Origin of the sequence: Nocardia pseudobrasiliensis NBRC 108224 (assembly GCF_001613105.1) — a bacterium.
GTDB lineage: Bacteria > Actinomycetota > Actinomycetes > Mycobacteriales > Mycobacteriaceae > Nocardia > Nocardia pseudobrasiliensis.
In genome coordinates this window covers 65388-92154 of sequence record NZ_BDBS01000037.1, presented here as the reverse complement: position 1 = coordinate 92154, position 26767 = coordinate 65388, and the positions used below count along the sequence as shown (strand labels likewise).

The window sequence follows — 26767 nt, the reverse complement described above, 5'->3', positions numbered from 1 at the left end:
CCGCGGTAAGCGGTTAGACCGTGCAGGGGAGGACTGCGATGCTGGCGACCACGCATTCGGCCTCGCGGGTGAGCTTCCAGGTGCCGTCGATCTGACGCCAGGTGAGCTGGAAGTGCCAGGGCTCGTAGCCGTCGACGGAGGTCTGCAGGCCGGCGGTGAGGGTGTCGCCCTGGACGTCGACCGGACCCTGCAGTTCCCAGCGGAAGCTGGGCGGGGTGGCGGCCATGACCGTGCCGACCTGGTCGACCAGCGGGAGGCCGGCCTCGCCCGCCTCGAGTTCGTTGGCGCGCTGGGCGCGGGAGGCGCCGGTATCGAGGACCAGCTGCAGTTTGGCGGTCAGTTCACCGAGGCCGGGGGCCGCGGCGTGCACCGGCGCCATGATCGGCGCGGCCGCGGCCGGGACGGCGGTGGCGGTGGTGCCGGCGAAAACCGCTGCGGCTAAAGAGAATGCCGCGGCGGCGGCGCGAAACTTGCGCGAATTCATGGCTCTGTCCAATCCGTTGCGGGCGTGGTGAGCGCCACCCGGCTTTCGGTATCGACCGGCTGGCACCTACCAGCAATATAAGGTAAGCCTATGCAAATGTAGGTAACGCTTACTCGTTATCGGTGGCTGGAATCACAGGATGGGAGCACCCGTGGACACACTTCTCGTGGTCGGCGCCGGGCCGAAAGCCATGGCCGTCGCGGCGAAGGCCCAGGTACTGCGAGAAATCGGTCTGCCCGCCCCGCGCGTGATCATCGTCGAATGCCATGCGGTCGGCGGCAATTGGCTGCCCACCGGAGGCTGGACCGACGGCCAGCACCGTTTGGGGACCAGTCCGGAAAAGGATGTCGGTTTCCCGTACCGCTCCACCTGGGCGCGCGGCCACAATCGCGCGATCGATGCGGCGATGACGGCCTACAGCTGGACCTCCTTCCTGGTCGAGAACGGGACCTATGCCGAGTGGATCGATCGCGGCCGCCCGAATCCGCAGCATCACGTGTGGGCCCGCTATCTGCAGTGGGTCGCCGCCAAATCGGGTGCGGAGCTCGTTATGGGCGCCGTGCGGCGCATCGCCCCCGCCGCCGACGGCTGGCTGGTCTCGGTCGACGAATCCGGCGGCGGCAGTGCCGAATTCGACGTAGACGGCCTGATGATCACCGGCCCGGGCAACAGCGGCCGCGCCCTGGCCGACCATCCGAAGGTGCTCAGCATCGCCGAGTTCTGGGATCTCGCGGGTAAGCGCGGCCTGCCCGCCTCCTCGCGCGCGGCGGTGATCGGCGGCGGCGAGACCGCAGGGTCGGCCATGGACGAGCTGATCCGCCACGACGTGCTCACCGTGTCGATCATCTCGCCGAATCCGACCCTCTACACGCGCGGTGAAAGTTATTTCGAGAACGCGCTTTTCAGCGATCCCACTACCTGGGCGGGGCTGAGCGAATCCGAACGTCGCGATGTGATCCGGCGCGCCGATCGCGGGGTGTTCTCGGTTCGGGTGCAGGAAAGTCTGATGAGCGACAACCGGGTTCACCATCTGCGCGGACGGGTGATCCGGGTGACCGAGCGGGGCGACGCGGTGGCGCTGACGCTGCGGTCGGACGGTTCGGGGACGAAACGTGCCGATCAGATCCACGCCTTCGACTTGGTGATCGACGCCACCGGCGGCCAATCCCTCTGGTTCCTGGAACTTTTCGACTCCGACGCCGCGGATTTGCTGGAACTTGCCGTAGGCGGTCCGTTGACCCCACAGCGCCTGGAATCCGCGATTTCCTACGACCTGTCGGTCAGAGGTCTGGACGCTCCTCTCTACCTGCCGAATCTGGCCGCGATGGCACAGGGCCCGGGCTTTCCGAACCTCAGCTGCCTGGGCGAATTGTCCGATCGCGTGCTGCGGCCCGCGCCTCGGCGGCCCGTCCGGGCGCAACGGAGCTCACACGAGCGGGTTGCCCTCGACGGGCATAGATAGGTTAGGCTCAGCTTAGTTAACTGGAGGTTGTATGCGTATCGTGTCGTTCGGCTACCAGACCTGGGGCCGCAAAACCCTGCAGGCTCTGATCGATTCGGACCACGAGGTGGTGCTCGCCGTCACCCACCCGACGAGCGAGCAGTCGTACAAGGCGATCTGGAACGACTCGGTGGAGGAGCTGGCGCGCGAGCACGGCATCCCGGTCCACCTCACCGAGCGGGCCGATGCCGAGACCATCGACCTGGTCAAGCGCGCCGAACCCGATCTGATCGTGGTCAACAGCTGGTACACCTGGATGCCCGCGGAGCTGTACAACCTGCCCCCGCACGGCACCTTGAACCTGCACGATTCGCTGCTGCCCAAGTTCACCGGATTCTCGCCGGTGCTGTGGGCGCTGATCAGCGGTGAAACCGAGATCGGGCTGACCATCCACCGCATGGACGAGGGTCTGGACACCGGCGACATCCTGGTCCAGCACGCACTTCCGGTGCCGCCCAAGGCAACCGGAACCGAACTGGTCGAGGCCGGGATGGAGCTCATCCCCGGCGCCCTGCACGAAGCCCTGACCGCGATCGAATCCGGCACCGCGCGCTGGCGGCCACAGCACAAGGCCGAGCGCACCTACTTCCACAAGCGCTCCGACCGCGACAGCCGCATCGACTGGTCGTGGCCCGCGGTCGACCTGGAGCGTTTTGTGCGGGCGCTGTCGGAGCCCTATCCACGCGCGTTCGCCTACTACCGCGGCGAGCGCATCGAGGTGCTCGAGGCCGCGATCTCCGAGGCCCGCTACGGCGGAACGCCCGGACGGGTGATCGTGCAGGAGGGCGGCGGCGCTGTCGTCTGCGGTCCCGACGCCTATCGGGGAAACAATCACGGCCTGCTGATCCTGCGCGTGCGCACCGCAGACGGGCGCGAACATCGGGCCGCCGAATTCTTCACTCGCGGTGGATATCTCACCGCCACACCCGAGTGATCTGACCGACCGCAGGAGTTTCCCGTCATGCCAGCACCACTCGGCTGGGTCCGGCAGTTCCACAAGCCGGCGTCCGCCGATCTTCCGCCCCTGTTGATCTGCCCGCACGCGGGAACCGGCGCCTCGGCCTACCGGACGTTCTCCAAGGCGCTCAGCGCGCACTTCGACGTCGTCGTCTTCCAATACCCGGGCCGTCAGGACCGCGCTCGCGAGGCGGCCTGTGCGACGGTGCCCGAGATCGCTCAGGGTGCGTTCGCGGAATTCATTGCCTCCCAGCATCATCGAGGTCTTCCGCTGACCGTGTTCGGACACAGCCTGGGTGCGATGGTCGGCTTCGAACTGGTCCGCCTCGCCGAGGCCGCGGGCGTGGAGGTCCGGCTGCTGGCGGCCTCGGCGGCGGTCCCCCCGATGCGGGCCGCGGAACTGCCGCCGCATCCGACCGATGACGAGCAGGTGCTCGACCATATGGGGCGGCTGGAGGGCACCGGCCAGGAGGTCATGGCGAACCGCGAGGTGATGCGGATGGCGCTGCCGGTGATCAAGGCCGACTATCGCGCCTTCGACGCCTATACCTGCTCGCCGGATGTCAAGGTGCGCAGCGCTATTCACGCACTGGGCGGTGTGGAGGACCCGCTGGTCACCACGCGCGATCTGTACGCGTGGGCGGGGCACAGCGAGCGCGAGATCGAGGTGACCGTCTTCGACGGCGGGCACTTCTACCACAACGACAATGTCGAAGGCATCGTCGAACTGCTGGTACCCGAGCTCGATCCGGTCCGATGACTACGCCCGCGGACGACCCGATCGTGGTGTCGGGCATGGCGATCGAGGCCCCCGGCGGTATCGAGACCCCGGACGGGTTCTGGTCGGCGTTGGCGGCCGGTCGTGAGCTGATCGGGCCGTTCCCCCGCGATCGCGAATGGCCGGTGGACCGGCTGCTGTCGCTGCATCGCCGCGAGGGCTGGAGTCGGGTTCGTGACGCGGGCGGATTCCTCGACGGCGCAACGGAATTCGATCCGATGTTCTTCGGCATCACCCCGCGCGAGGCCGTCGCGATGGATCCGCAGCAGCGGGTCGCGATGCGCGTGGCATGGCGCGCCCTCGAACATGCCGGAATCAATCCGGGCCTGCTCGACGGCGCGGAGGTCGGCTGCTACATGGGCGTGTCCATCGCCGAGTACGGTCCACGCGCCGCGGCGGTCACCGAGTTCAGCGGCTACCGGGCCACCGGCTCGGCACTGGGCGCGGTGGCCGGACGAATCTCGCACGGGCTCGGCCTGATCGGGCCGTCGCTGTCCGTCGACACGGCGTGCGCCTCGGCGCTGTCGGCATTGCATCTCGCCGCGAACGCCATTCGGGGCGGGGAGTGCGACTGGGCATTGGCCGGTGGCGTCTGCGTAATGGGTTCACCCGCGGCCTTTTTCGAATTCTCCAAGAACAATGCCCTGGCCACCGACGGCCACTGCCGCGCGTACGCAGCGGATGCGACCGGCACGTTGTGGGGTGAGGGCGCGGGTGTCGTTGTGCTGGAACGCGAGTCGCGGGCCCGCGAACTCGGGCACCGCGTCTACGGCCGGTTGCTGGCCAGTGGCATCAACCACAACGGCAAGGGCGCGCCGCTGGCCGTGCCCAGCGCCGCGGCGCAGCGGCGGCTGATCAACAGAACCCTTGCGGCGGCCGGGATTCCGGCCGATCGGGTCGGCCTGATCGAGGGCCACGGCACCGGTACGCCGGTCGGCGACCCGCTGGAACTGGCCGCGCTGGCGCAGGTGTACGGCGCGCCGGAGCGTACGAACGGCCCACTGCTGGGTTCGGTGAAATCCAATGCGGGCCACGCCCAGGCGGCCTCGGGCGTACTCGGTCTGATCAAGGTGCTGCTGTGCGGCCTGCACGGGCAGATCGCCCCGAGCCTGTTCGCCGACAATCCCACCGACGCGGTCGATTGGGAGGCCACCAGTCTGCGCCTGGCGACCGAGTTGACGACGTGGGATCCGGCCGATGGTGTGCGCTACGGCGCGGTGTCGTCCTTCGGCGTCGCGGGGACCAATGCGCACGCCGTTGTCGCCATGCCCGTCGCGGAGGAGTCCCATGTCTGAGTACCGGCTCCCGGATGACACCGTTCCGGTGCTGCTGACCTCCGATACCGCCGCCGGGTTACACGCCGAGGCGACGCGGCTGTCGGCCTATCTCAGCGAGAACGACCGGGTGACGCCGGAGCGGGTGGCGGACATGCTGTTCCGCACCAGAATCGCGCGGCGGCAGCGCGCGTTGATCATGGTGCGCACCCGCGAGGAGTTGCTCGCCGCGCTGATCGCCGTTGCCTCGGAGGTGGAACATCCGGCCGTAGTCACCGGTACGGCGTCCGCACGGCGCATCGGATTCGTCTTTCCCGGTCAGGGCAGTCAGCGCCCGGGTATGGGCAAGCTGTATTACGAACTGTCCCAGGCGTATCGGGACGAGGTACGAGCCTGTGCGGCCGTGCACGAGGAGCGCTTCGGACATGCGCAGCCCCTGCACTACCTGCTCGGCGAGCAGGGCCGTTACGAGGACGCGGTATGGGAAGTACAGCCCGCCTTGATGTTTCACATGTCCGGGTTGGCCGCCATGTGGCAGGCCGCGGGCGTGCGACCCGCGGCGACGGTCGGCCACAGCCAGGGTGAACTGGCGGCCGGGCATATCGCCGGTGTGATGACGCGCGGCGATTCGGTCTACGTCGTGACCCACAGATCCCGACTGGTCGATCAGCTTTCCCCGCGCGGCATGTCGATGGCCGTGCTGGGCATGGACCGGGACGCCTGCGAGGTGCTGCTGGCCCGCCGATCGGGCTGGGCGGAGCTGGCCGTGATCAATTCGCCGCACATCCTCGCCATCGCGGGTGATCGGGACGCCATTGTCGAGATCATCGCGGAGGCAACCGCGAAAGGGCAGTTCGCCAAGGAGATCCGGGTTTCGTACCCGGCGCATACCTCGCTGGTCGCCGAGCTGCGGCGCACCTTCCAGGAGCGAATCTTCGACGGTATGAGCGGCTCTCACTTCGCCGACAGCGAAATACCCTGTTACGGAGCGACTCTCGGTGAACGCATCACCACGGAGCTCGAGCACGAAGAGTACTGGTATTGGAATCTACGCAACCGCGTCCGCTTCGACCTCGCGATCGTGGCCGCCGCTACCGACGGCATCGACACGTTCATCGAGGTGGCCGAACATCCGACCCTGCAACTGGCGCTGCAGGAGAATTTGACACTGGTCCCGCGAAATCCGGAGTTGCCCCCGCGTGAGTTCGCGGTACTGGGCACCTCGCTGCGCACCGCCGACAGCCTGCGGGAGTTCACCGCCAACCTGGCCGCCGTCGCCGTATCCGACCTCGGTTACGACTGGCAGGCGCTGTGTGTCGAGGACACGGTGTGTCCGCCGCTGCCGGACTTCCCGCATACGGTGATGAAATCGCAGCGGCTGTGGGCTGCGGCGGGATCGTCGGCCGCGGAGGCATGCTCGGAGGCCGAGCCGGTCCGTCCGCTGCGGCTGGCCGAATCCTGGACGCGACTGGAGCGCCGCTCCCTGGTCCCGCCGCGCGATGTGCTGGTCGTCGATCACACCGGGCGCTGCCCCGAATTGGCGGCCGCCCTGTGCACGGCCACCTATAACCACGGCGGTTCGGCCCGGCTGTATTCCGACGGTGGTGTGGGTGACGCGGATACGGTGGTGGTCCTGCTGCCCGAGTCCCCCGATCTGGACGTGACCGCCGCCATCGACGAGGTCGCCGCGTTTTTCGGCGATCCCGCCTGGCTGCCCGACCTCGACGGTGTCCGGGAGTGCTGGCTGGTGACCGTCGGCGGCGAAGCGGTCGTCGACTCCGATCCCGCCCCGAACCTGTGGCACGGCGCGGTGTCGGCCGGATTCCGTTGTCTCGCTGTCGAATACCTCGGGCCCAACTTCCGGCATGTGGACCTGGCCGTCGGGCAGGCCGATGCGAGCGTGGCGGCGGCGCTGGTGCGCGCGCTCCATGTGAAGGCTGAGCCGCAACTCGCCCTGCGCGGCAACGGCGTCTACGCCAAACGCCTGGATGTCGATACGGCACCGCATCCGGCGTCCGGGCCGCGGAACCCGGATCACGTCGTGATCACCGGCGGCACCGGCGCGCTCGGCATGGAGTTCTGCGATCACTACGTACGACAGGGCGCGCGGCGAATCACACTGCTCAGCCGGTCGGGCGAGACCTCGGCGGTCGCTCGGCGCATCCGCGCCCTGCGCGCCGCCGGTACGACCGAGATCCAGGTCGTCGCCTGCGATATCACCGACCCGGCGGCCGTGGCGGCGGTGACCGACGACCCCGCGAATCTGATCGTGCACGCGGCGGTGAATTTCGTCCACGCCGACCTGGCCGAGATCACGGCCGAGAAGACGCGGGAACTGGCCGCCGCCAAGATCTTCGGCGCGGATGTGGTGCTACGCGAACTCCCGCGCACGCCGGACTGCCGGGTGGTGCTGTGTTCCTCGATGTCGGCCACCTTCGGCGGTCGCGGGCAGCTGCTCTACGCCGTACTGAACCGGATGCTGGATGTATTGGCCCTGCGACTGCGTGCCGAGGGCATCGACGCGGTGGCGGTGCAGTGGGGACTGTGGCGGCTACCGGGGGAGGCGTATTCGACCAATGCCGATTCGGTCGAGGCCACCGGTGCGGTGACGATGACGGCCGTAGACGCGATGACCACGGGTTTGAGCGAACACGCCGATCGGCCGGGTGCGGCCAACCGGATCGTCGCCGCGGCGGACTGGCCCGCCATGCGCGACATCGTCTCGGTATCCGGCTTCGAACCGTTGCTCGAGCGCGTGGTGCGGTACGCGGAATCCCTTGCGGTCGAGACGATCGCCCCGCTGCCCGCGCCGACGGTGACATCCGATCCGGTGGTCGCCGTCGCCGTCGCCGACCCGCCCGCCATGAGCCTGGCCGAACAGGTGCGCCGCGAACTGGGCAAGGTGATCGGCGCCGACGGGCCGAACACACTGGACGGCTCCGTGCCGCTGGTAGCGCTGGGACTGGATTCGTTGCAGGCGTTGGACTTCCGTAAGCGGGTGCAGTCCGAACTGAATCGCGACCTGCCGGTCGCGGCGATCCTGGGGGGCGCGTCGCTCGATGACGTCGTGCGTCTGATGGCGACCGAGCAGGCGTGACGCGAATGAAAAACTCAGGGAGCGAGATGACCGACAACTCCGTCCTCGAACGTCGGCGCGCGCTGCTGCTGCGGCGCATGGCCGAAAGCGGTGTCGCCGCCGCCGAATCCGCCGCGCCGGCGGTGCGCGGCCATGTCGGTGAGCGGCTGGCGCTGTCGGCCGGCCAGCGGCGGCTGTGGTTCTTGCAGACCCGTGATCCGCAGGACGTCACACTCAATATCTGCGTCGGCTATCGGCTGACCGGCTCCCTGGACCCGCAGCGGCTGCGGCGGGCGTTCGACACCGTCGTCGCGCGGCACGAGATCCTGCGCACCACATACGGTGTCGGGGAGGACGGCGAGCCGTATCAGCTCGCGCACGCCGAGCTCGCTCCGCAGTGGCATACCCACGATCTGAGTGAACTGCCCGAGAGCAGCCGCGGCCTGCGACTGGAGGTGCTCGCGCGCCGGGAGTTCGGGCGGTCGTTCGATCTGGCCACCGAATCTCCGGTGCGCGTCCTGCTGATTCGCACCGCGGCCGATGAGCACGTCCTTGTTCTGGTCGTGCACCACATCTGCTGGGACGACGATTCCTGGGCGGTGCTGTTCCGCGAACTCAACGTCGCCTATGGTGATGGCGAATTACCTACCCTGCGTGGCCAATTCGCCGATGTCGGTGATATCCCCGGCGACGAGGCGGATCTGGACTACTGGCGGCGGACACTGCGCCCGCTGCCCGAGCCGCTGGAGCTACCCGGCCGCGCGGCGGCCACCACCGACAAGGCCGCCGAGCACTGCCTGCGTGCGGTGCCGGCCGAATTGATCGAGCGGGTGGAGGCTTTCGCGCGCGAACAGTCGGCCACCCCGTTCATGGTGCTGCTGGCGGCATGGAGCGCGGTGGTACACCGCTACACCGCAGCGACCGACTTCCTGGTGTCGGTCCCGATCACCCTGCGTCGCAACGTCATCGCCGAGGAAGCCATCGGCTATTTCGGCAACACCCTGCTGCTGCGCGCGACGCCCGGCCCGGCCGACACCTTCGCCGAACTGGTCGCGAGGATACGCGAAACCGCCCTGGGCGCGTTCGCCCACGACGGCGTCGGCATCGATCGCGTGGTGCGCGAGGCGAATCCGGAGCGCCACGGCGGCCGCGACGGCCTCGAGCAGCTGGTCCGCCTCGGCTTCAGCGTCCGCAAATCCGCCGACGGTTTCGATCTGCCCGGCGTCGTCTCGGCGGCGCTGGATCTGCGCAGCCCGGTCGCGCAGGTGCCGCTCGGCCTATCCGTCGCGCTGGAATCCGATGGCGCGCAGCTGGATATCGAGTATCGCACCGGCGCGATCGAATCCGAACTCGTCGAACAGCTCGGCGAACACTATGTGCGCCTGCTGGACGCCGCCCTGACCGATCCGCGTCGCCGCCTCGGCGATATCGATATGCTCGGCGCGCGGGGCCGTGCCCGCGTGCTGGAGCTGTCGCACGGGGAACTGGCGCCCGCCGCGCCGACCACCATGGTCGAGCTGTTCGAACGCCGCGTCGCCGCCGATCCGGCCGCGGTCGCGATCGTGGCCCCCGACCGCGATATCGAACTGAGCTACCGCGCGCTGAACGAGCGCGCCAATCGCCTGGCGCACTGGCTGATCGGCCACGGCGTCGGCGCGGAGGACATCGTCGGACTGCGGCTGTCGAATTCGGTCGAATTCGTGGTGGCGGTGCTGGGCGTGCTCAAGGCGGGCGCCGCGTATCTGCCGATCGATCCGGCCTATCCGGACGAGCGCATCGACTACCTGGTCGAGGACGCGCGTCCGCGCATGGTGTTGGGCGGGGTGGAACTGGCCGCCGCCGAGGAATCGGCCGAACGGCTGTCCGTCCTGAATCCCACCGAAGCCGATCGCCCGCTGCGGCCCGGCAATCTGGCCTACGTCATCTATACCTCCGGTTCGACGGGCAAACCCAAGGGTGTTCCGGTGCCGCACAACGCGATCGCCGAACATCTCCAGGGTTTCGCCGCACAGTGGGGGATGACCGCGCGGGATCGGCTGCTGCAGTCGTCGTCGGTGAGCTTCGACGCGTCGCTGCTGGACATCTTCGTCACCTTCACCGTCGGCGCGCGGCTGGTCGTGCCGAAACCCGATGCGTTCCGCGATATTCGGTATGTGGCCGATGTGATCACCCGCTGCGGGGTGACCGTGCTGCACATGGTTCCGTCCATGCTGAGCACCTTCCTGCTGCTGCCGGAGGTCAACCAGTGGCGCGCGCTGCGGCATGTGCCGGTCGGCGGCGAGGCGCTACCGGGCGAGATCGCCGACAAGTTCGCCGGTGTCTTCGACGCCGAACTGCGCAACCACTACGGGCCCACCGAGGCCGTGGTGTGTTCGACGCATATGACCGTCGAGGGGCCGCAGGGCACCCGCATCGTGCCGATCGGCGTGCCGAACCGCAATGTCTACGCCTATCTGCTGGACGAGGCGCTGCAGCTGGTGCCGGCCGGGGTGGTGGGCGAGATCTATCTGGGCGGTGCGCAACTCGCGCGCGGCTATCTGGGCAGGTCCGGGCTGACCGCGGAGCGATTCGTCGCCGATCCCTTCGGCGCTCCGGGAGGCAGGCTGTATCGGACCGGCGATCTGGCCCGGCGCAATGCGGCCGGTGAGATCGAATTCGTCGGTCGCGCCGACGAACAGGTCAAGGTGCGCGGGTTCCGGATCGAACTCGGCGAGGTCGAGGCCGCCATCGGCACGCATCCGGAGGTGGCGCACTGCGTGGCGGTCGCGGTGCGCGACGATGCCGTGGGCGCGATGCTGGTCGCCTACGTGGTGCCCGAGGCGGGGTTGGACATCGACCTGGAATACGTGCGCGCGCACGCCGCCGCGACGCTGCCCGAATACATGGTGCCCTCGGCCTTCGCCGTGATCGATGAGATCCCGCTGACCGTGCACGGCAAGCTGGATCGCCGCGCCCTGCCGCGGCCGCAGCGCGCGGTCACCCATCGCTATCGCGAACCCGCCACGGCCACCGAGGCCCGCCTCGCGCGGCTGTTCGGCCGGATCTTCGAACGCGATCGGATCGGGGCCGACGACTCGTTCTTCGAACTCGGCGGGCACTCGCTGCTGGCCACCCGCCTGATCGTGCTGATCCGCTCCGAATTCGACGTGACGCTGGATGTGCGGGCCCCGTTCGACACCCCGACCGTCGCGGGGCTGGCCGCGCTGATCGAGGCGACTCCGGCCGCCTCCGCGCCCGCGGTGCCCGCACTGTCCAAACAGCCTCGCCCCGAACGCATTCCGCTGTCGCATTCGCAGCTGGCGACCTGGTTCCACCGCCGGATGGAGGGACCGACGCCGGTCGGCAATATCCCGTTCGCGATCCGCGTCGACGGCGCGTTGGATGTGGCCGCGCTGGCCGCGGCGGTCGGTGATGTGATCGCCCGGCACGAGGCGTTGCGCACCGTATTCCCCGAGGCCGACGGCCTGCCCTATCAGTCGATCCGCCCGGTCGAGTCCGTCGAGGTTCCGGTCACGGTGCTCGATGATCCGGATCTGCTGCGCGAGGTGCTCGCCACCGAGGCGCGGCACTGTTTCGCCGTGGAGTCCGAACTGCTCATTCGGCCCCGAATCCTATTGCTGGGCAACGACTCCCATGTGCTGTCGTTGTTGGTGCATCATCTGGTGGTCGACCATTGGTCGTTCCGGACCATCCTCGGCGATCTGTGTCGGGCCTACGCCGCGAGATCGGTGGGCATGCAACCGGAGTGGGCCGCGCTGCCGATCGACTACGCGGATTACGCACTGTGGCAGCGGGATACGGTCGACGCCGAACCCGCCCGTCTCGACTACTGGCGTGGCGCACTGGCCGGACTGCCGGATGAGATCACCGTGGCCGCCGATCGCCCGCGTCCGGCGATACTCGGCAAGAACGGGCATGTGACTCGGTTCGCCGTGCCCGCGGGGCTGCGCGCCCGGTTGCGCGAGGTCGCCGAGCGCGCGGGGGCCACGGAGTTCATGCTGTACCAGGCCGCGGTCGTCACCCTGCTGCACAAACTCGGTGCGGGCGTGGACATTCCACTGGGCACACCGGTCGCCAACCGCGTCGATCCCGCCGCCGCCGACCTGGTCGGCCTGCTGGCGAATATGGTCGTGCTGCGCAACGATCTGTCCGGCGACCCGACGCTGGCCACCGTGCTGGAGCGCTCGCGCGCGGTCGCGCTGGACGCCTACAACCATCAGAGCGTGCCGATCGAGCGGGTCGTGGAGGCGTTGAATCCGCCACGCTCGCGCTCGCGCAATCCGCTGTTCCAGGCGATGATGCATTTCCGCGAGGCCGATTGGGCCGCCGACGATATCCGCCTCGGCGCGGCCGCGGTGCGGGTGCTGCCGCTGGATTTCGACATCTCACTGCTGGATCTGTCGATCAACTTCTTCGCCGAGGGCGACGGGGGGCTGAACGCCAGCGTGATCGTGAACGCGGATCTCTACGACGCGCGGAGCGCGGAGGCGTTCGCCCAGCGCATGATTCGGGTGTTGGAGGCGTTCGCCGACCGGCCCGAGACGCCGCTGGCCGAACTGGATCTGCTGTCCCCGCAGGAGCGGCACCGGCTCACCGGCGAGTGGGCGACCGGCGTCGAACCGGCCGATGTGCTCAGCGTGGCGCAGCTGCTGCGCCGAGGCCGCGAGGTGCCGCCGGTGCGGACCGCGGTGCGTTGCGGTGGTGCCGCGCTCACCTATCACCAGCTTTTGGACGGGATCGACCCCGTGATCGACGACGCGTCGGTGCACGGGCTGAAGGCGATCGTGCGTCGGCTCGAAAAGGACTGTGCGAGCGGCGAGGACAACCGGCATGTTCAGGGCGAGGTGCGATTCGGTGCTGCCGCGCTGGCGGCCGCGGTCGCCGATCGGCGCGCACTGGCCGCCGAGCGGCGCACGGCCTCGGTCGATCCGGCGCTGGGCTCGGCCGATGTGCGGCTCATCGCTGCCCCGTGGGGCGGGCTGGAGGTCACCGTCGAACTGCTGGCGGCCGTTGCCGACGGCGCGACGCTGATCGTGGCCACCGAGGCGCAGCGCGACGATCCGGTCGCGCTGGTGGATTTGGTCCGCACGCACGCGGTGACCCATGTGGTGGCCGATCCGAACACCCTGGCCCGATTCGTACAGACCGGGGTGTCGATGCTGCCGTCGGTGCTGCGCTGGGATGTTCTCGGAACCTCGTGGCCCGCAGCACTTCCCGATCTGCTGCCCGCATTGTCGACCGGGTCGCTGGCCACCTTCTCCTACCGGACGCCCGGCTACATGGGTCCGGTCGCGCGCGGACCACTGGACGGCGAGGGCCTGGCGCGGCCGATTCCCGGTGCGCGCGTGCTGATTCTGGACGAGAATCAGCGGCCGGTGCCGCCGGGCGTGATCGGCCGGGTGTACGTGGGCGGCGCGGCCGCGGGCGTGGACGGGGGCGATCGCCTGTACCGCACCGATGATCGCGCGCGCTGGACCTTCGACGGCCGTCTGTCGCTGGTCTCCGACGCGCCCGCCGCGCCTCAGCGCCGCGCATCCACCGGCGCGTCCGGCGGCGAGACCGAGCGTCACCTGATCGCGCTGCTCGAGGAACTGCTGGAGATCGAGGACGTCACCGCCGAGGACAACTTCTTCGCACTCGGCGGCGACAGCGTCATCTCCATTCAGTGGTCGGTGCGCGCCGCCGAGAACGGCCTGCCGATGACCCCGCAGATGGTCTTCGAGTACATGACCATCGCCGAGCTCGCCGCCGCGGTCGATGCGGCCCGGGCCACGCCGCCGGTCGAAATACTTACCACTGCAACGGAATCCGAGCCGATCGCCCCCGAGAATCTGTCCGGTCTGGACAACAGCGCACTCGCCGCCCTCGGTGCGGCCTGGAAGGCCGCGCGATGACGTCGGTGGATCGCTCGGCGCCGCCCGAGATCGAGGATGTGCTCGCCCTCAGCCCGCTGCAGGAGGGCCTGTTCTCCCTGTCGCGGCTCGCGGCCGACGGCGTCGACCTGTATTCGATGCAGTTCGTCGTCGATATCGGCGGCCCACTGGATGTGCCCCGACTGCGGCGCAGCGTCGAGGCCATCCTGGTGCGGCATCCGAATCTGCGGGCCGCGTTCTGGGATCGCGATCTACCCAAGCCGGTGCAGATCGTGCCCACCTGGGTCGAGCTGCCCTGGACCGAGATCGACGCGCTCCCCGAGGAATTCGACGCCATCGCCGAGGGGGATCGGCAGCGCAATTTCGATCTGGGCCGGGGGCCGGTCCTGCGCGTCACCCTGGTCACCCTGCCCGACGGGCGGCGGCGACTGATCCTCACCGCCCATCACATCCTGATGGACGGCTGGGCGATCGCGGTGTTCTTCCAGGAACTGATCGCGGTCTACGAGGCCGGGGGCACGGTCGAATCCCTCCCGCCGCCGCGGCCCTATCGCGACTACATCGCCTGGCTCGCCGCCCAGGACGCGGCGGCGGCCGAGCGGGCGTGGCGGGACTACCTGCGGCCGATATCCGGTCCGCTCATGCTGGCCGAGGCCGGAGCCGAAGTGGGCGAGGCGATTCCGCGGCGCACCCGGCTCAGCCTCGACGCCGATGACACCGACCGCCTGGTGCGGTGGGCGCGCGCCAACGGGCTGACCATGGGCACGGTCGTGCAATTCGCCTGGGCCACTGTGCTTTCGCGGCTCAGCGGCCGCTCGGATGTCGTATTCGGCACGACCATCTCCGGGCGGCCCGATTCGCTGCCCGGCGTGGAGTCGATGATCGGGTTGTTCATCAATACCGTGCCCGCGCGGATCGTGCTGGACCGCACCGCGCCGGTGGTCGAGCAGTGCCGCGACGCGCAGCGTGAGCAGGCCGTCATGCGCGACGCCGGATATCTGAGCCTGTCGACGATTCAGCGCGCCGTGGGGCAGGGCGCGCTGTTCGATGTGCTGTTCGTATTCGAGAATGCCCCGATCGGCGCGGCCACCGATCCGATCGTCACCGGCGACGGCGCGCGATTCCTGCCGATGGCCATGGAATCCCTGGTGCACTACCCGCTGTCGGTGGTGTCGCATCTGCACGACGGCGTGCTGGTGGTGATGTTGGAGGCGGTCGCCGAGGCGCTGCCGCATTTCGCACCGGCCGATATCGGGGCGCGCGTGCTGTCGGTGCTGCGTCAGATGCCCGAAATCGGTGAGCGGGGCGTGGACGCGCTCGAGGTCTTGCTACCGTCCGAGCGCGCGGTGTCGGGTGCGGCGGTGCGCGAGTCGGTCGCGGTCGGCAATGTCGTCGAGCTGTTTTCGCGGCAGGCGGCGCGGACGCCGAACGCGATCGCGCTGTCCACGGCCGCCGAGCGTTATACCTATCGCGAGCTCGAGGCGGCCTCGGGGCGATTGGCCGCCGAACTCGCCGAGCGTGGGGTCGGACCGGAAACGGTTGCGGCGCTGGCTCTACCGCGCTCGGCCCGATCGATCATCGCGATTCTGGCGGTATTGCGGGCGGGCGGCGCGTACGCGCCGGTCGACGTATCGGCCCCGGTGTCACGGATCGAATCCATTGTGCGCCAATCCGACCCGGTACTGGCGCTCACCGATTCCGCGCACGTCGATCTGATGGCCGCCGCGGGTGTGACCGCGGATCGCCTCCTCGTCCTCGACGATCCCGAAACCGAAGGCCGGATCGCGGGTCGCGATGAGGCGCGGCCGCGGATCGTGCACGAGCTGGCGCGTGCCTATCTCATCTTCACCTCCGGCTCCACCGGAGAACCCAAGGGTGTCATCGGCACCCACGCCGCACTGGCCAGTTACTTCACCGATCACCGCGACCGGGTCTATCGTCCGGCCGAACAGCGGCTGGGTCGCAAACTGCGGATCGCGCACGCCTGGTCGCTGAGCTTCGACGCGTCCTGGCAGCCGCTGGTCGGACTGCTGGACGGGCATTCACTGCATCTGTTCGACGAGGTCGAAATGCGGGATGCGCAGGGCATTGTCGACGGTATCGTGCGGCATCGGGTGGATATGATCGACACCTCGCCGTCGATGTTCACGCAGCTGTCGGCGGCCGGACTGGTCGACGGCGATCATCTGACCGTGCTCGCGCTGGGCGGGGAGGCCATCGGTCCGGTCATGTGGGATCGGTTGCGGGCGCTGCCGGATACGGCTGTGTACAACTGCTACGGGCCCACCGAGACCACCGTCGAGGCCGTGGTCGCCACGGTGAACACCGGTGCGGGGCAGTCCGATTCGTCGCAGATCCCGGTGATCGGGCGGCCGGTGGATCGCATGTCGGGGTATGTGCTCGACGCGCTGTTGCGGCCGGTGCCGCACGGGGCGATCGGCGAGCTCTACCTTTCCGGTGACCAGGTGACTCGGGGGTATGTGGGCAAGTCGGCGCTCACCGCTGACCGTTTCGTCGCCGACCCCAGGTCGGGCGGGCGGATGTACCGCACGGGTGATCTGGTTCGCCGTCTGCCGTCGGGTGAGCTGTCCTATGTCGGGCGCGCCGACGACCAGGTCAAGATTCGCGGCTATCGCATCGAACTCGGCGATATCGAATCCGCCCTGCTGCGACTGTCTTTCGTCCGGGAGGCGGCGGTGGTCGTCGTGCGCCGCGAGAGCGGGCCGTGCCTGATCGGATTCGCGGTGACCGCCGAGGAAGTCGACGGCTGGTCGGTGCGCGGGGAGCTGTCCGATCAACTTCCCGGCTATATGGTCCCCGCCCGCATCGTCGTCGTGCCGGAATTGCCGCTGAATGCCAACGGCAAGTTGGACGTACGCGCCCTGACCGAACTCGGACAGCGCGAGATGGCGAGCGACGGCGGCGGCGTCGCACCGCGCACCGACACCGAACACGCACTGTGCCAAGCCTTCTCGGAGGCGCTCGGCGGCCGCGCGCTCGGTATCGACGATGATCTCCTGGATCTGGGCATCGACAGCATCGTCGCCATCTCCCTGGTCAACAAGGCCCGCCAAGCCGGACTGTCGGTCAGTCCCGCCATGGTGCTGGCCACCCCGACCGTCCGCGATCTGGCCGCCGCCATCGATACCCGCGCGGCACAGCGGATCTCGTCCGGACCCGCCGAGTTCGGCGAGGTGCCGACCACGCCGATCATGTCGTGGCTCTACGAATTCGGCGGCTTCCGTCGCCTCACCCTCTCGACCCTGGTGGCGCTGCCCGCCGAAATCGACCGTGCCGGGCTGGAAGCGGCCCTGCAGGCCGTGCTCGACGGTCACGATATGTTGCGCGCCCAGCTGATCGAATCCGAGGATGGGCGGCGGTTACGGACCCGCGCCCCCGGAAGTGTCACCGCCGCAGAGGTATTGACCGAGGTGACTGTCGACGGCGACCTGGGAGCCGCCCTGGCGACCGAATCGCGCATCGCGATCGACACCATCGATCCGCACGCGGGCCACATGATTCGCGCCGTGCGATTCCTGCGCCCCTGCGGCGACATCCTGCTGCTGTCGGTGCACCACCTGGCCATCGATCCGGTGTCCTGGCATATTCTGCTGGCCGATCTCGCCGACGCGTGGACCCGGATCGCCGCGGACGTTCGCGATCCGGAGCTTCCGCCCGAGCACACCACCTATCGTCGATGGGCGCAGCTGCTCACCGCTCGCGCAGATACCCCCGAAGTGCTTGCGCAGCAGGAATTCTGGGACGCTCAGGTTGCCGAACCGGATGCGCCGATCGGCCACCGCGCGCCCGATCCGCGCCGCGACACCTGGGACTCCTATCGCATCACCCCGTCGATCGTGCCCGCCGAGCAGACCCGGTGTCTACTGGCCGTCACCGGCCGCGATGGACAGATCGGCCTGCCCGAACTGCTGCTGTCCGCCCTCTGCGCGACCCTGTCGACCTGGCAGTCCGGCCACGGCCGCGACACCGAGGCGGGCACCCTGGTCGCGCTGGAGGGGCACGGCCGCGAGGATGCGCTGTTCGACGCCGACACCACCCGCACGGTCGGCTGGTTCACCACCGTGTACCCGTTGCGGCTGGCGGCGGGGCTGGAACCGGATGTGGCGACGCTCGAGGCCGATTCGGACGCGGCTCGTCAGCTGGTGAAAACCGTTGCGGCGCAATGCGAAGCGGTGCCCAACAAGGGTCTGGACTACGGTCTGCTCCGCTACGGCGGCGGGCTCGCGCCGGTGGCCGAACCGCAGGTGATGTTCGACTATCTCGGCCGTCTGGATCTGGCCGCCGAGGCCACGGGCGCATGGTCGCCGATTCCCGATCTCACACTGCACCAACACCTTCCGATCGCGCCGGAACCGGATATGCCGCTGCGCTACGCGCTCGACGTGATCGCGGGCGTTCATCCGGGTCCGGACGGTCCACAGGTGGTCACGCTGTGGCGGTGGAGCGCCGAACTGTTCGACCCCGCTGATATCGAGAGGTTGACCGAGATCTGGCAGCGAGCTGTGGCCGCTGTGACGGCCGCGATCGTGGAGCACATGTGAAACCAATGGTGAGGACGGAGATCCCGGTGTCGGAAACCACGGATTCGGCAATCGTCGTCGAATCGGTCGAGAAATCGTTCGGCGAGGTGCGGGCCTTGCGGGGCATCAGTTTCCAGGTCCCGGCGGGCAGTGTGCTCGGCGTGCTGGGGCCCAATGGCGCCGGGAAGACCACCATGGTCTCGGTGCTGGCCACGCTCACCCGGCCCGATGCCGGGCGGGCGCTGGTCGCGGGTCATGACGTGGTGCGCGAGGCGGCGAAGGTGCGCTCGTCGATCATGTTGACCGGACAGTACGCCGCCCTCGACGAGGTGCTGACGGGCCGGGAGAATCTGGTGCTGTTCGCGCGGCTCATGGGTCTGCGGCCCCGGCAGGCCAAAGAGCGTGCGGCGCAACTGCTCGAGCAGTTCGAACTCACCGATGCCGCCGATCGCCGGGTCGGCCAGTACTCCGGCGGTATGCGTCGCCGCATCGATATCGCCTGCGGCCTGGTGCGCTTGCCGAAGGTGGTGTTCCTCGACGAGCCGACCACCGGCCTGGACCCGGTCAGTCGTCAGCGGCTGTGGGCGCTGATCCGCGAGCTCAAGGGCCAGGGCGTGACGATTCTGCTCACCACCCAGTATCTGGAGGAGGCGGATGCGCTCAGCGACAACATCATCGTGATCGATCAGGGCACCGTGATCGCCGAGGGCACCGCCGATCAGCTCAAGGCCCGCTCGGGAGCCAGCTACTGCGAGGTCGTTCCAGTCGATGCCGGTGATGTCGACCGGATCGTCTCGGCGCTGGGGGGAATGGGTGAATTGACCGTCGCCGAATCCGCCGATCGCGTCTCGCTGCCCGCGCCCGACGGCGCGGCCACCCTGGCCGCGGTGCTGGCCCGGGTGAACGAGGCCGGTATCGAACTGATCGATATCGCGCTGCGTCGCCCGTCGCTCGACGAGGTGTTCATCAAACTGACCCGTCCGCAGGGCGAATCGGTGGGTGCGAGCGCATGAGTGGGGTGGAGGTCCCGCCGGAGCTGCGTGTTCCGATGAATCTGCAATGGCGGGCGCTGAGCGGGCGCACCATTCGCGCGGCGGTCCGTGAGGGGGATCTGCTGTTCGGCTTCTTCGCGCCGATGATCTTCTTCATCTGTTTCTATGTGCCGCTGCGGCATTCGATGGAACTCGGCGGCGGTGACTACGCGCAGTATCTGCTGCCGGTGATCGTGGTGCAGGGCATGTTCTTCACCGCCATGTCGGCCGGTGACCGCGCCGCCCGCGACACCTTCAGCGGTATGGGCACGCGGTTGCGCTCCATGCCGGTGCGGGTGTGGCTGCCGCTGGCCGCGCGAATGTCGGCCAATCTGGTGCGCGCGGTGGCCGCGGTCGCCGGTGGGCTGGTCATCGGCAGCGCGTTCGGATTTCGCTTCCACGATGTGGCCGGGGCGGCGGCGTTCATCGCTCTGGCGCTGGTGTTCGGGGTCGCGCTGGTGATCGGGGCCGATGTGCTGGGTGTGGCCACCGGTAAGCCGGAGGTCGGCGCGAGCGCGCTGCTGGCCCCGCAGCTGCTGCTGATCATGATGTCGACCGGATTCGTTCCCGCACAGGCCTTTCCGGACTGGATTCAGCCGTTCGTGCGCAATCAGCCCGTCTCCCAGGCCGCGGCGGCGCTGCGCGATCTGGCCGGCGGGAAATTCACCGCGGCGCTGGGTATTTCGCTGGCCTGGGTCGCGGCAATGATCGTGGCGTTCAGCGCGGTGTCGGTGCTGGTGGAAAGGCGGCGCTCATGAGGACTCTCGTGGACCAGAGCCTGGTCGAAGCGGGGCGGTTGATGCGGCGCTGGCCGCGCGAGCAGGAGGTCATCACCTCCACGCTGGTGCTGCCGATCCTGCTGCTGCTGATGTATCAGCTGGTGTTGAACAAGGTGCTGACCGTCTCCTCGGGCACCGACGCCATCTATGGTTTCGTGCCGATGATCGCGGTGACGGGTGCGATGTACGGCGCGATGGGCACCGGCCTGTCGCTGCACGCGGAGGTCGAAAGCGGTCTGCTGCGGCGCTTCTGGGTGCTGCCGGTGCACCGCGGCGCGGGCCTGATCGGCCGCCTGGTCGCCGAATGCGGCCGCACCCTGGTCGCCACGGCCCTCGTGGTCGCCCTCGGCGTCGCCCTGGGCCTGCGCTTCCACGCCGGCTGGCCGGGCCTGCTCGGAATGCTGCTGGTTCCGGTCGTGCTGATTCCCGGATTCGCCACCATGGTCATCACCGTCGGCGTCGGCAAGGCCGGAGCCAAGGTAGTCCAACTATTCGCCGCCATAACTCTGCTGGGCATGTTCTTCAACTCCGGCTTCGTCCCGCTGGAGAACTACCCGGGCTGGCTCCAACCGATAGTTCGAGCCCAACCCATGAGCTGCGCCATCGAAGCCATGCGCAACTTCACCCTCGGTGGCCCCACCGCGGTCCCCTTCCTGCAAACCCTGGCCTGGTCCCTCGGCCTGGCAATAGTCTTCGGCGCGTTGGCCGTCCGCGGCTACCGCAAGGCCGCCCAGGGCTGACCGAAGCATCCTCACCCCAGCCCCGCGGCCAGTATCGGCCACGAATCATGCAGGGGCTGTTGCCAATACGGCCAGGAGTGGGTGCCTGTCGGGTAGTACTTCACGGTGGCGGGGACGTGGTGGGTGCGGAGTTCGGCGTCGAAGGCGAGGGTGCAGTCGTGGGCGCCCTGTTCGATGGCGACGGCCTCGGTTTCGGTGGTGGGCCAGCTGTAGAGCGGATCGAAATCGAGGTCGGGGGGACCGGGTATGCCGGAGGCGACGGAGACGAACACCGGCTTTCCGCGCAGGGCGTCGGTGTGCAGGGCCACGTCGTGGGCGGCCCATTGCGGGTTCAGCGCCGTGCCCCACATATTGTCGGCGTTGCCGCCGCGTTCGGCCACGGCCGTGCGTACGTAGGCCTGGCCGATGGAGCCGGTGAACAGGCATCCGCTGTAGGCCGCGACCGAACGGTAGAGCGTGGGATTGCGGGTGGCCAGGGCCATGGCGGCCTGCCCGCCCATCGAGACGCCGGCCACCGCGTCGCGGCCGTTGCCGTGGAAGGTCGCGTCGATCAGCGGCGGAAGTTCCTGGGTGAGAAAGGTTTCCCACCGGTTGTGTCCCAGCCCGCGGTCATCGCGCAGCCAATCGGTGTAGAAGGTGCCGCCGCCACCGACGGCCAGCACCACGTTCACCTGCTTGTCGGCGAAGAAGTTCACCGCGTCGGTGCGCAGCGTCCAAGTGCTCTGGCCCGCTGCGGCATCCGCGCCGTTACCGTCGAGCAGATACAGCGTCGGATGCGGTGTGGTCGCGGCGGCCGGGGTCAGTACGTCGACCTGTACGACCCGTTGCATGGCCGGTGAGCGCACGAAGACCTGTTGCCAGCGATCGGTGCGCTGGGCGATGTGATCGATCTGGGCCTGCGCCGATGCGACCGGTGGCGCGACGATCAGGCCGATGAACAACGCGCCGATCATGGTGAGCACGGCCGTGGTCCGGCGGAGCGGCATACTGCGTCCTAGCCTCGAAAACTGAAGGAGACCAAGGACATTAACGAGGGTCATGCATACGGAATGCCCGATTCGGCGGCCGACCGCTCCTAGAGTTCCGGTCGGTTTCCCACCGAATCGGGCCGGTCCGCTACTTCGCCGCGTTCGGCAGCGCGGGGGCGATCTTGTCCAGCATGTAGGGCAGCGACAGAACGGTCGGTTGGTTGATCGCGCTGATCTCCTGGACCGTCAGGAACACCACCGCGTCCTTCTTCACCGCGGTCAGTTCGCTGTAACCCGGTAGCTGGCGGTACTTTTCGTCCATGCCGGGGGAGTAGCCCGCGACGAGCAGATCGGTGTCGAGTTCGTTGAGGCGTTCGGTGGACAGCTGGGCGCGGCCCTGATTGGCGGGCAGGGCGGCGATGCGCTCGGGGATCCGCAGGCCGAGGCGGCCGAATACCTGGGCGGAGCCGTCGTTTCGGTCGGTCAGCACCATCAGCTGGGCGGGGCTCGCGAGCCAGGTGCTCACGAACGTCTTACCCTTCAATCCGGGGTTCTTCGCGGCCAGGCCGTCGATTTTCGCGTTCACCTCCGAAATCACCTTGTCGGCGGTGTCGGTGTGGTGCAACACTTTTCCGAGCGCGGTCACCTCGTCCTGCCACGGCGTAATGGTCGCCGAGCCGAGCGCCGGAATGGTGGGCGCGATTTTCGACAGCGTGTCATAGGTTTTCTGGTCGGCCGCGAAGCCGTCCACCAGAATCAGATCCGGATTCAACGCCGCGACCTGTTCGTCCAGTTTGCCCGTGGTCTCGAGTTTCTTTGCGGCGCTGAGGGAATCGGGGAGCCACGGCGATGGAGTGCGCGCCATCGCCGCGACATTGTCGATATACCCGACAGGTGTCACGCCAAGCGCTACAGTTGTGTCGAGCCACTGGCTGCCCAGCGCGACGATGCGCTTCGGGGTGCCGTGGACCGTGGTGGCGCCACGCGCATGGTCGATCACCACGGCATCGTTGCCGGAGCCGGATTCAGAGGAACCCGAATCACATCCGGCCAAGGTCACGGCGAGTGCGCCGGCCAGGGCGAGGACCGCCGCGCGCGCCCAGCGGTACCGAGACGTCCGGGCAGGCTTCATTGTGGAACTCTCCTTCGTCGAGGGCCTTTCCGTGCTGTCTGGGCCACCACAGAAGTAGGTCAGCTTAGCCTAAGCTACCGTACTCGGATTTCGATCTTCCGATGGACGCGACGGTTGCCAGTATCGGCACTCTGCCCCACTGAGTGCTGTCGGTTTGTGCCCCAGGAGGAAAAGGGTCATGAGCGCAGAGTTATCGGCGCATATCGCATCCATCGAAACGGCCGATCGCATTGGCGAGCAGTTCCGTATCGCGATGATTGTTCCACCGTATTTCGACATCCCACCCCGGGCCTACGGGGGAGTCGAGGCCGTTGTCGCGGATCTGGTCGACGCTCTGGTCGAGCGCGGTCATCACGTCACACTGCTGGGTGCGGGCGAGCCCGGCACCCGGGCGCAGCGGTTCGTCCCGGTATGGGACGAAATACAGGCCGACCGGTTGGGCGATCCGTTTCCGGAGGTTGTGCACGCGCTGAAGGCCCGGCGCGCGCTCGAACGGATTCTGGCCCGCGATCGGATCGATCTGGTCCACGATCACACCTTCGCGGGCCCGCTCAACGCGCCCTTCTTCCGGGATCTGGGTCTGCCCACGGTGGTCACCGTGCACGGACCGGTCGACGGCGATCCATACACCTACTACCGCGCGCTCGGCGACGATGTGTCGCTGGTCGCCATCAGCGATCGTCAGAAGTCCCTTGCGCCGAACCTGAATTGGACCGGGCGGGTGCACAACTGCCTGCGTGTGCAGGATTGGCCCTTCCGTACCGAGAAAAGCGACTACGCTTTGTTCCTGGGTCGGTTCACCGCATGCAAGGCGCCACATCTGGCGCTGGAGGCGGCGCACGCGGCCGGTTTGCCGCTGGTGCTCGCCGGAAAGTGCAGCGAACCACCCGAGAAGGCGTATTTCGATCGGGCGGTGCGGCCGCTGTTGACCGAACGGGACCGAATGTTCGGCATGGCCGATTCCGTCGCCAAACGAAAACTGTTGTCCGAAGCCAAGTGTCTGCTGTTCCCGGTGCAGTGGGAGGAACCGTTCGGAATGGTGATGATCGAGGCGATGGTGTGCGGCACGCCCGTGGTGGCGTTGCGCGGCGGCGCCGTCGCCGAGGTGATCGTCGACGGGGTCACCGGTCGCATCTGTGACGATCCGGCCGAGTTGCCCGTGGCCGTCAAGGAAGTCCAGGACTACGACCCGCAGGCGTGCCGCGATCACGTGGCGCGCAATTTCGGCGCCGACACCCTCGGGCGCGGTTACGAGGGCGTCTACCGCCGGGTGCTGCGCAAAGTTCGTCCCGGCAGGGGTATCACCACGATCAGCACCTGGACCGCATCCGGCCGCGCCGCGGTGGGTTCGGTTGCGACCGGGCACGTTCCCGCGATAGTTCCGGAAACGACGCCTGCCCGGCCGCTCGCCGCGACGCTGCGGGTGGCCGGTGCGGCAACGGCAGACACCTCCGATGCCATGGAAGGAGATAGTGCGTGAACGGAGCGCCCGCCGCATTCAACGCCGGGGAACCGTCCACCGTGGGCGGCCCCGGTGGGGCGGTCACTCTGGTGGAGGGGAGCACCTTCTGCCTGTCTGACCGAGTAGGTGATGTCGAACCGGGAACGGCGCACGGGCTGTTCTATCGCGACGCGCGGGTGGTGTCGCGATGGGAGTTGCGCGTGGACGGGCAGCGGCCGGAACCGCTGTCGGTGCTGAGTCCGGAGGCGTTCACCGCTCGATTCGTGCTGCGCCGGCCCCCACGGGCCGGCGCGGCCGACAGCACGCTGCTCGTGGTCCGCGAGCGCCTGGTCGCCGACGGGTTGCGCGAGACGGTCACGCTGGAGAATCTCGGGCGCGAGGCCACGGCCGTCGCGCTCGAGCTGCACGCCGACGCCGATTTCGTGGATCTGTTCGCGGTCAAGGAGGGTCGCGCCGGGCACGGCCGGGCCGAGGTGCTGGTCACCGATAACGAGTTGCTGCTCAACGATCGTTCCGATCGGGCCCGGGGTTTGGCGGTGTCCTCCTCGGAACTGCCGGTGGTGCTGCCGGGATCGCTGTCGTGGCGGGTGGTGGTCCCGGCCGGTGGTCGTTGGCAGACCGAGATTCTGGCCCAGCCGACCACGGCCAATCAGCGCGTACATCTGCCGCTGCGCCCGGGTGAGCACTACGAATCCAGCGAACCCGGCCGCAAGATCGAGGCGTGGCGGGATACGGCCACCAAACTCACCACCGGCGATCCGCTGCTGACCGCGGTGCTGCAGCGCACCGAAAGCGATCTGGGCGCGTTGCAGATCCACGACGGCGAGCGGGAGGGTCGCACCTTCGTCGCGGCCGGCGCGCCGTGGTTCATGACCCTGTTCGGCCGCGACAGCCTGCTCACCGCGTGGATGGCGCTGCCGCTGGATGTGGGCCTGGCGCTGGGCACCATGCAGCAGCTGGCCGAGATGCAGGGCCAGCGGGTGGATCCGCTCACCGAGGAGGAACCCGGGCGGATCATGCACGAGATCCGGCGCGGGCCGTCCAACAGTATGGTGCTCGGCGGGGAGGTCTATTACGGAACCGTCGACGCCACACCGCTTTTCGTCATGCTGCTGGCCGAGGCGCGGCGCTGGGGCGCGCCGTCGGACGCGGTGCACGCACTGCTGCCCGCGGCCGACGCGGCGTTGGATTGGATGGCGCACTTCGGCGATCGCGACGGCGACGGTTTCATCGAATATCAGCGCGCCACCGATCGCGGTCTGATCAATCAGGGCTGGAAGGACAGCTTCGACGGAATCAACGACTGCGGAGGGCATTTGGCCGAGGCGCCGATCGCGCTGTGTGAGGTGCAGGGCTATCGGTATGCCGCGCTACAGGCGCGGGCGCAGCTGGCCGACGAATTCGGCGAGGGGCAGCTGGCCTCGTCGCTGCGCGATCAGGCTTCGGCGCTGCGCACCAAGTTCACCGAGGCGTTCTGGTTGCCCGAACACGGTTGGTACGCGGTGGCATTGGATCGCAACAAGCGGCGTGTCGACGCGTTGACCAGCAATGTGGGGCACTGCCTGTGGTCGGGCATCGTGCCCGACGAGCACGCCGCGCAGCTGATCCAGCGCATGGCCACCCCGGAGATGGATTCCGGATTCGGCCTGCGCACACTGGCTTCCAGCATGGGCGCGTTCAATCCGATGAGCTACCACAATGGTTCGGTATGGCCGCACGATACGGCCATCGTGGTCGCCGGGCTGCTGCGCTACCGACACATTCCCGGTGCGGTCGAATTGGCCACCCGCCTGGCCGACGGTCTGCTCGACGCGGCCGCCGCCTTCGGTGGCAGACTCCCCGAATTGTTCTGTGGTTTCCCGAGATCCAGATTCCCCGCCCCCGTGCCCTACCCCACCTCCTGCTCACCCCAGGCCTGGGCCAGCGCGGCCCCGCTGCTGCTGGTCCGCTCATTCCTCGGTCTGGATCCCGATGTCCCGCAGCGCTCGCTCACCGTGCTGCCCCATCTGCCCAGTCGTTGGGGCAGAGTGGAATTGACCGATATGCGCCTCGGCGGCACCCTGCTCGACCTGGCAGTCGACGGCGATCGGGTGGTGGCTTCCACGCTGCCCGACGATTGGCGGCTGATCACGCACTAGGACAGCGGAACGGCCGGGGTCGCGCCCCGGCCG

The 26767-nt window shown here is 68.4% G+C and carries 15 protein-coding genes; 12 read left to right on the top strand and 3 right to left on the bottom strand.

Features of this window, described 5'->3' with window-relative positions:
• Positions 1-13 precede the first annotated feature (13 nt).
• Positions 14-484 carry an MTB12 C-terminal domain-containing protein gene (locus NP4_RS27310; RefSeq protein ID WP_068003713.1) on the bottom strand — a complete coding sequence of 157 codons (471 nt, stop codon included), beginning with the start codon at positions 482-484 and terminating at the stop codon, positions 14-16.
• Between the two features lie 151 nt (positions 485-635).
• Here NP4_RS27310 and NP4_RS27305 point away from each other — a divergent pair, with 151 nt between their 5' ends.
• The 10 genes from NP4_RS27305 to NP4_RS27260 are packed head-to-tail and all read left to right on the top strand — an operon-like array spanning position 636 to position 21034.
• Positions 636-1946 (top strand): SidA/IucD/PvdA family monooxygenase, encoded by a 1311-nt coding sequence (locus tag NP4_RS27305; protein WP_245998293.1) that lies wholly within the window; start codon positions 636-638, stop codon positions 1944-1946.
• A 31-nt stretch (positions 1947-1977) separates the two neighbouring features.
• Positions 1978-2919, top strand: coding sequence for a methionyl-tRNA formyltransferase (locus NP4_RS27300; RefSeq protein WP_068003709.1), 942 nt, complete (start codon positions 1978-1980; stop codon positions 2917-2919).
• Positions 2920-2946: 27 nt separating this feature from the next.
• The gene (locus NP4_RS27295) at positions 2947-3702 is read left to right on the top strand and encodes a thioesterase II family protein (RefSeq protein ID WP_068003706.1); all 756 of its coding nucleotides are present in this window, start codon (positions 2947-2949) and stop codon (positions 3700-3702) included.
• Complete coding sequence (locus NP4_RS27290; RefSeq protein WP_068003703.1) at positions 3699-5015, top strand: beta-ketoacyl [acyl carrier protein] synthase domain-containing protein; 1317 nt, start codon at positions 3699-3701, stop codon at positions 5013-5015. Before NP4_RS27295 ends, NP4_RS27290 begins: the two co-directional genes overlap by 4 nt.
• Positions 5008-8091, top strand: a complete 3084-nt coding sequence (gene nbtC, locus NP4_RS27285) for a nocobactin polyketide synthase NbtC (RefSeq protein ID WP_082876273.1) — start codon at positions 5008-5010, stop codon at positions 8089-8091. Before NP4_RS27290 ends, nbtC begins: the two co-directional genes overlap by 8 nt.
• Before the next feature lie 26 nt (positions 8092-8117).
• Positions 8118-13964, top strand: a complete 5847-nt coding sequence (locus NP4_RS27280; protein ID WP_082876272.1) for a non-ribosomal peptide synthetase — start codon at positions 8118-8120, stop codon at positions 13962-13964.
• On the top strand, positions 13961-18505 hold the full coding sequence (locus NP4_RS27275; protein WP_068003701.1) for a non-ribosomal peptide synthetase: 4545 nt from the start codon (positions 13961-13963) through the stop codon (positions 18503-18505). The genes NP4_RS27280 and NP4_RS27275 overlap by 4 nt, the downstream gene beginning before the upstream one ends.
• A gap of 5 nt (positions 18506-18510) precedes the next feature.
• Complete coding sequence (locus NP4_RS27270; RefSeq protein ID WP_068003699.1) at positions 18511-19497, top strand: daunorubicin/doxorubicin resistance ABC transporter ATP-binding protein DrrA; 987 nt, start codon at positions 18511-18513, stop codon at positions 19495-19497.
• Positions 19494-20273 (top strand): ABC transporter permease, encoded by a 780-nt coding sequence (locus NP4_RS27265; protein ID WP_068003697.1) that lies wholly within the window; start codon positions 19494-19496, stop codon positions 20271-20273. Before NP4_RS27270 ends, NP4_RS27265 begins: the two co-directional genes overlap by 4 nt.
• Complete coding sequence (locus NP4_RS27260) at positions 20270-21034, top strand: ABC transporter permease (RefSeq protein ID WP_068003695.1); 765 nt, start codon at positions 20270-20272, stop codon at positions 21032-21034. Before NP4_RS27265 ends, NP4_RS27260 begins: the two co-directional genes overlap by 4 nt.
• A gap of 11 nt (positions 21035-21045) precedes the next feature.
• Here NP4_RS27260 and NP4_RS27255 read toward each other — a convergent pair whose 3' ends face one another.
• Together NP4_RS27255 and NP4_RS27250 are read right to left on the bottom strand one after the other, a co-directional pair.
• Complete coding sequence (locus NP4_RS27255) at positions 21046-22020, bottom strand: alpha/beta hydrolase (protein ID WP_114755761.1); 975 nt, start codon at positions 22018-22020, stop codon at positions 21046-21048.
• Between the two features lie 130 nt (positions 22021-22150).
• Entirely contained in the window at positions 22151-23134 is a 984-nt protein-coding gene (locus tag NP4_RS27250) for an ABC transporter substrate-binding protein (RefSeq protein WP_068003692.1), read from the bottom strand.
• Between the two features lie 253 nt (positions 23135-23387).
• On the opposite strand from NP4_RS27250, the gene NP4_RS27245 reads away from it, so the two are divergent.
• On the top strand, positions 23388-24614 hold the full coding sequence (locus tag NP4_RS27245; protein ID WP_245998309.1) for a glycosyltransferase family 4 protein: 1227 nt from the start codon (positions 23388-23390) through the stop codon (positions 24612-24614).
• The gene (locus tag NP4_RS27240; RefSeq protein ID WP_068003690.1) at positions 24611-26734 is read left to right on the top strand and encodes an amylo-alpha-1,6-glucosidase; all 2124 of its coding nucleotides are present in this window, start codon (positions 24611-24613) and stop codon (positions 26732-26734) included. The genes NP4_RS27245 and NP4_RS27240 overlap by 4 nt, the downstream gene beginning before the upstream one ends.
• Positions 26735-26767 lie beyond the last annotated feature (33 nt).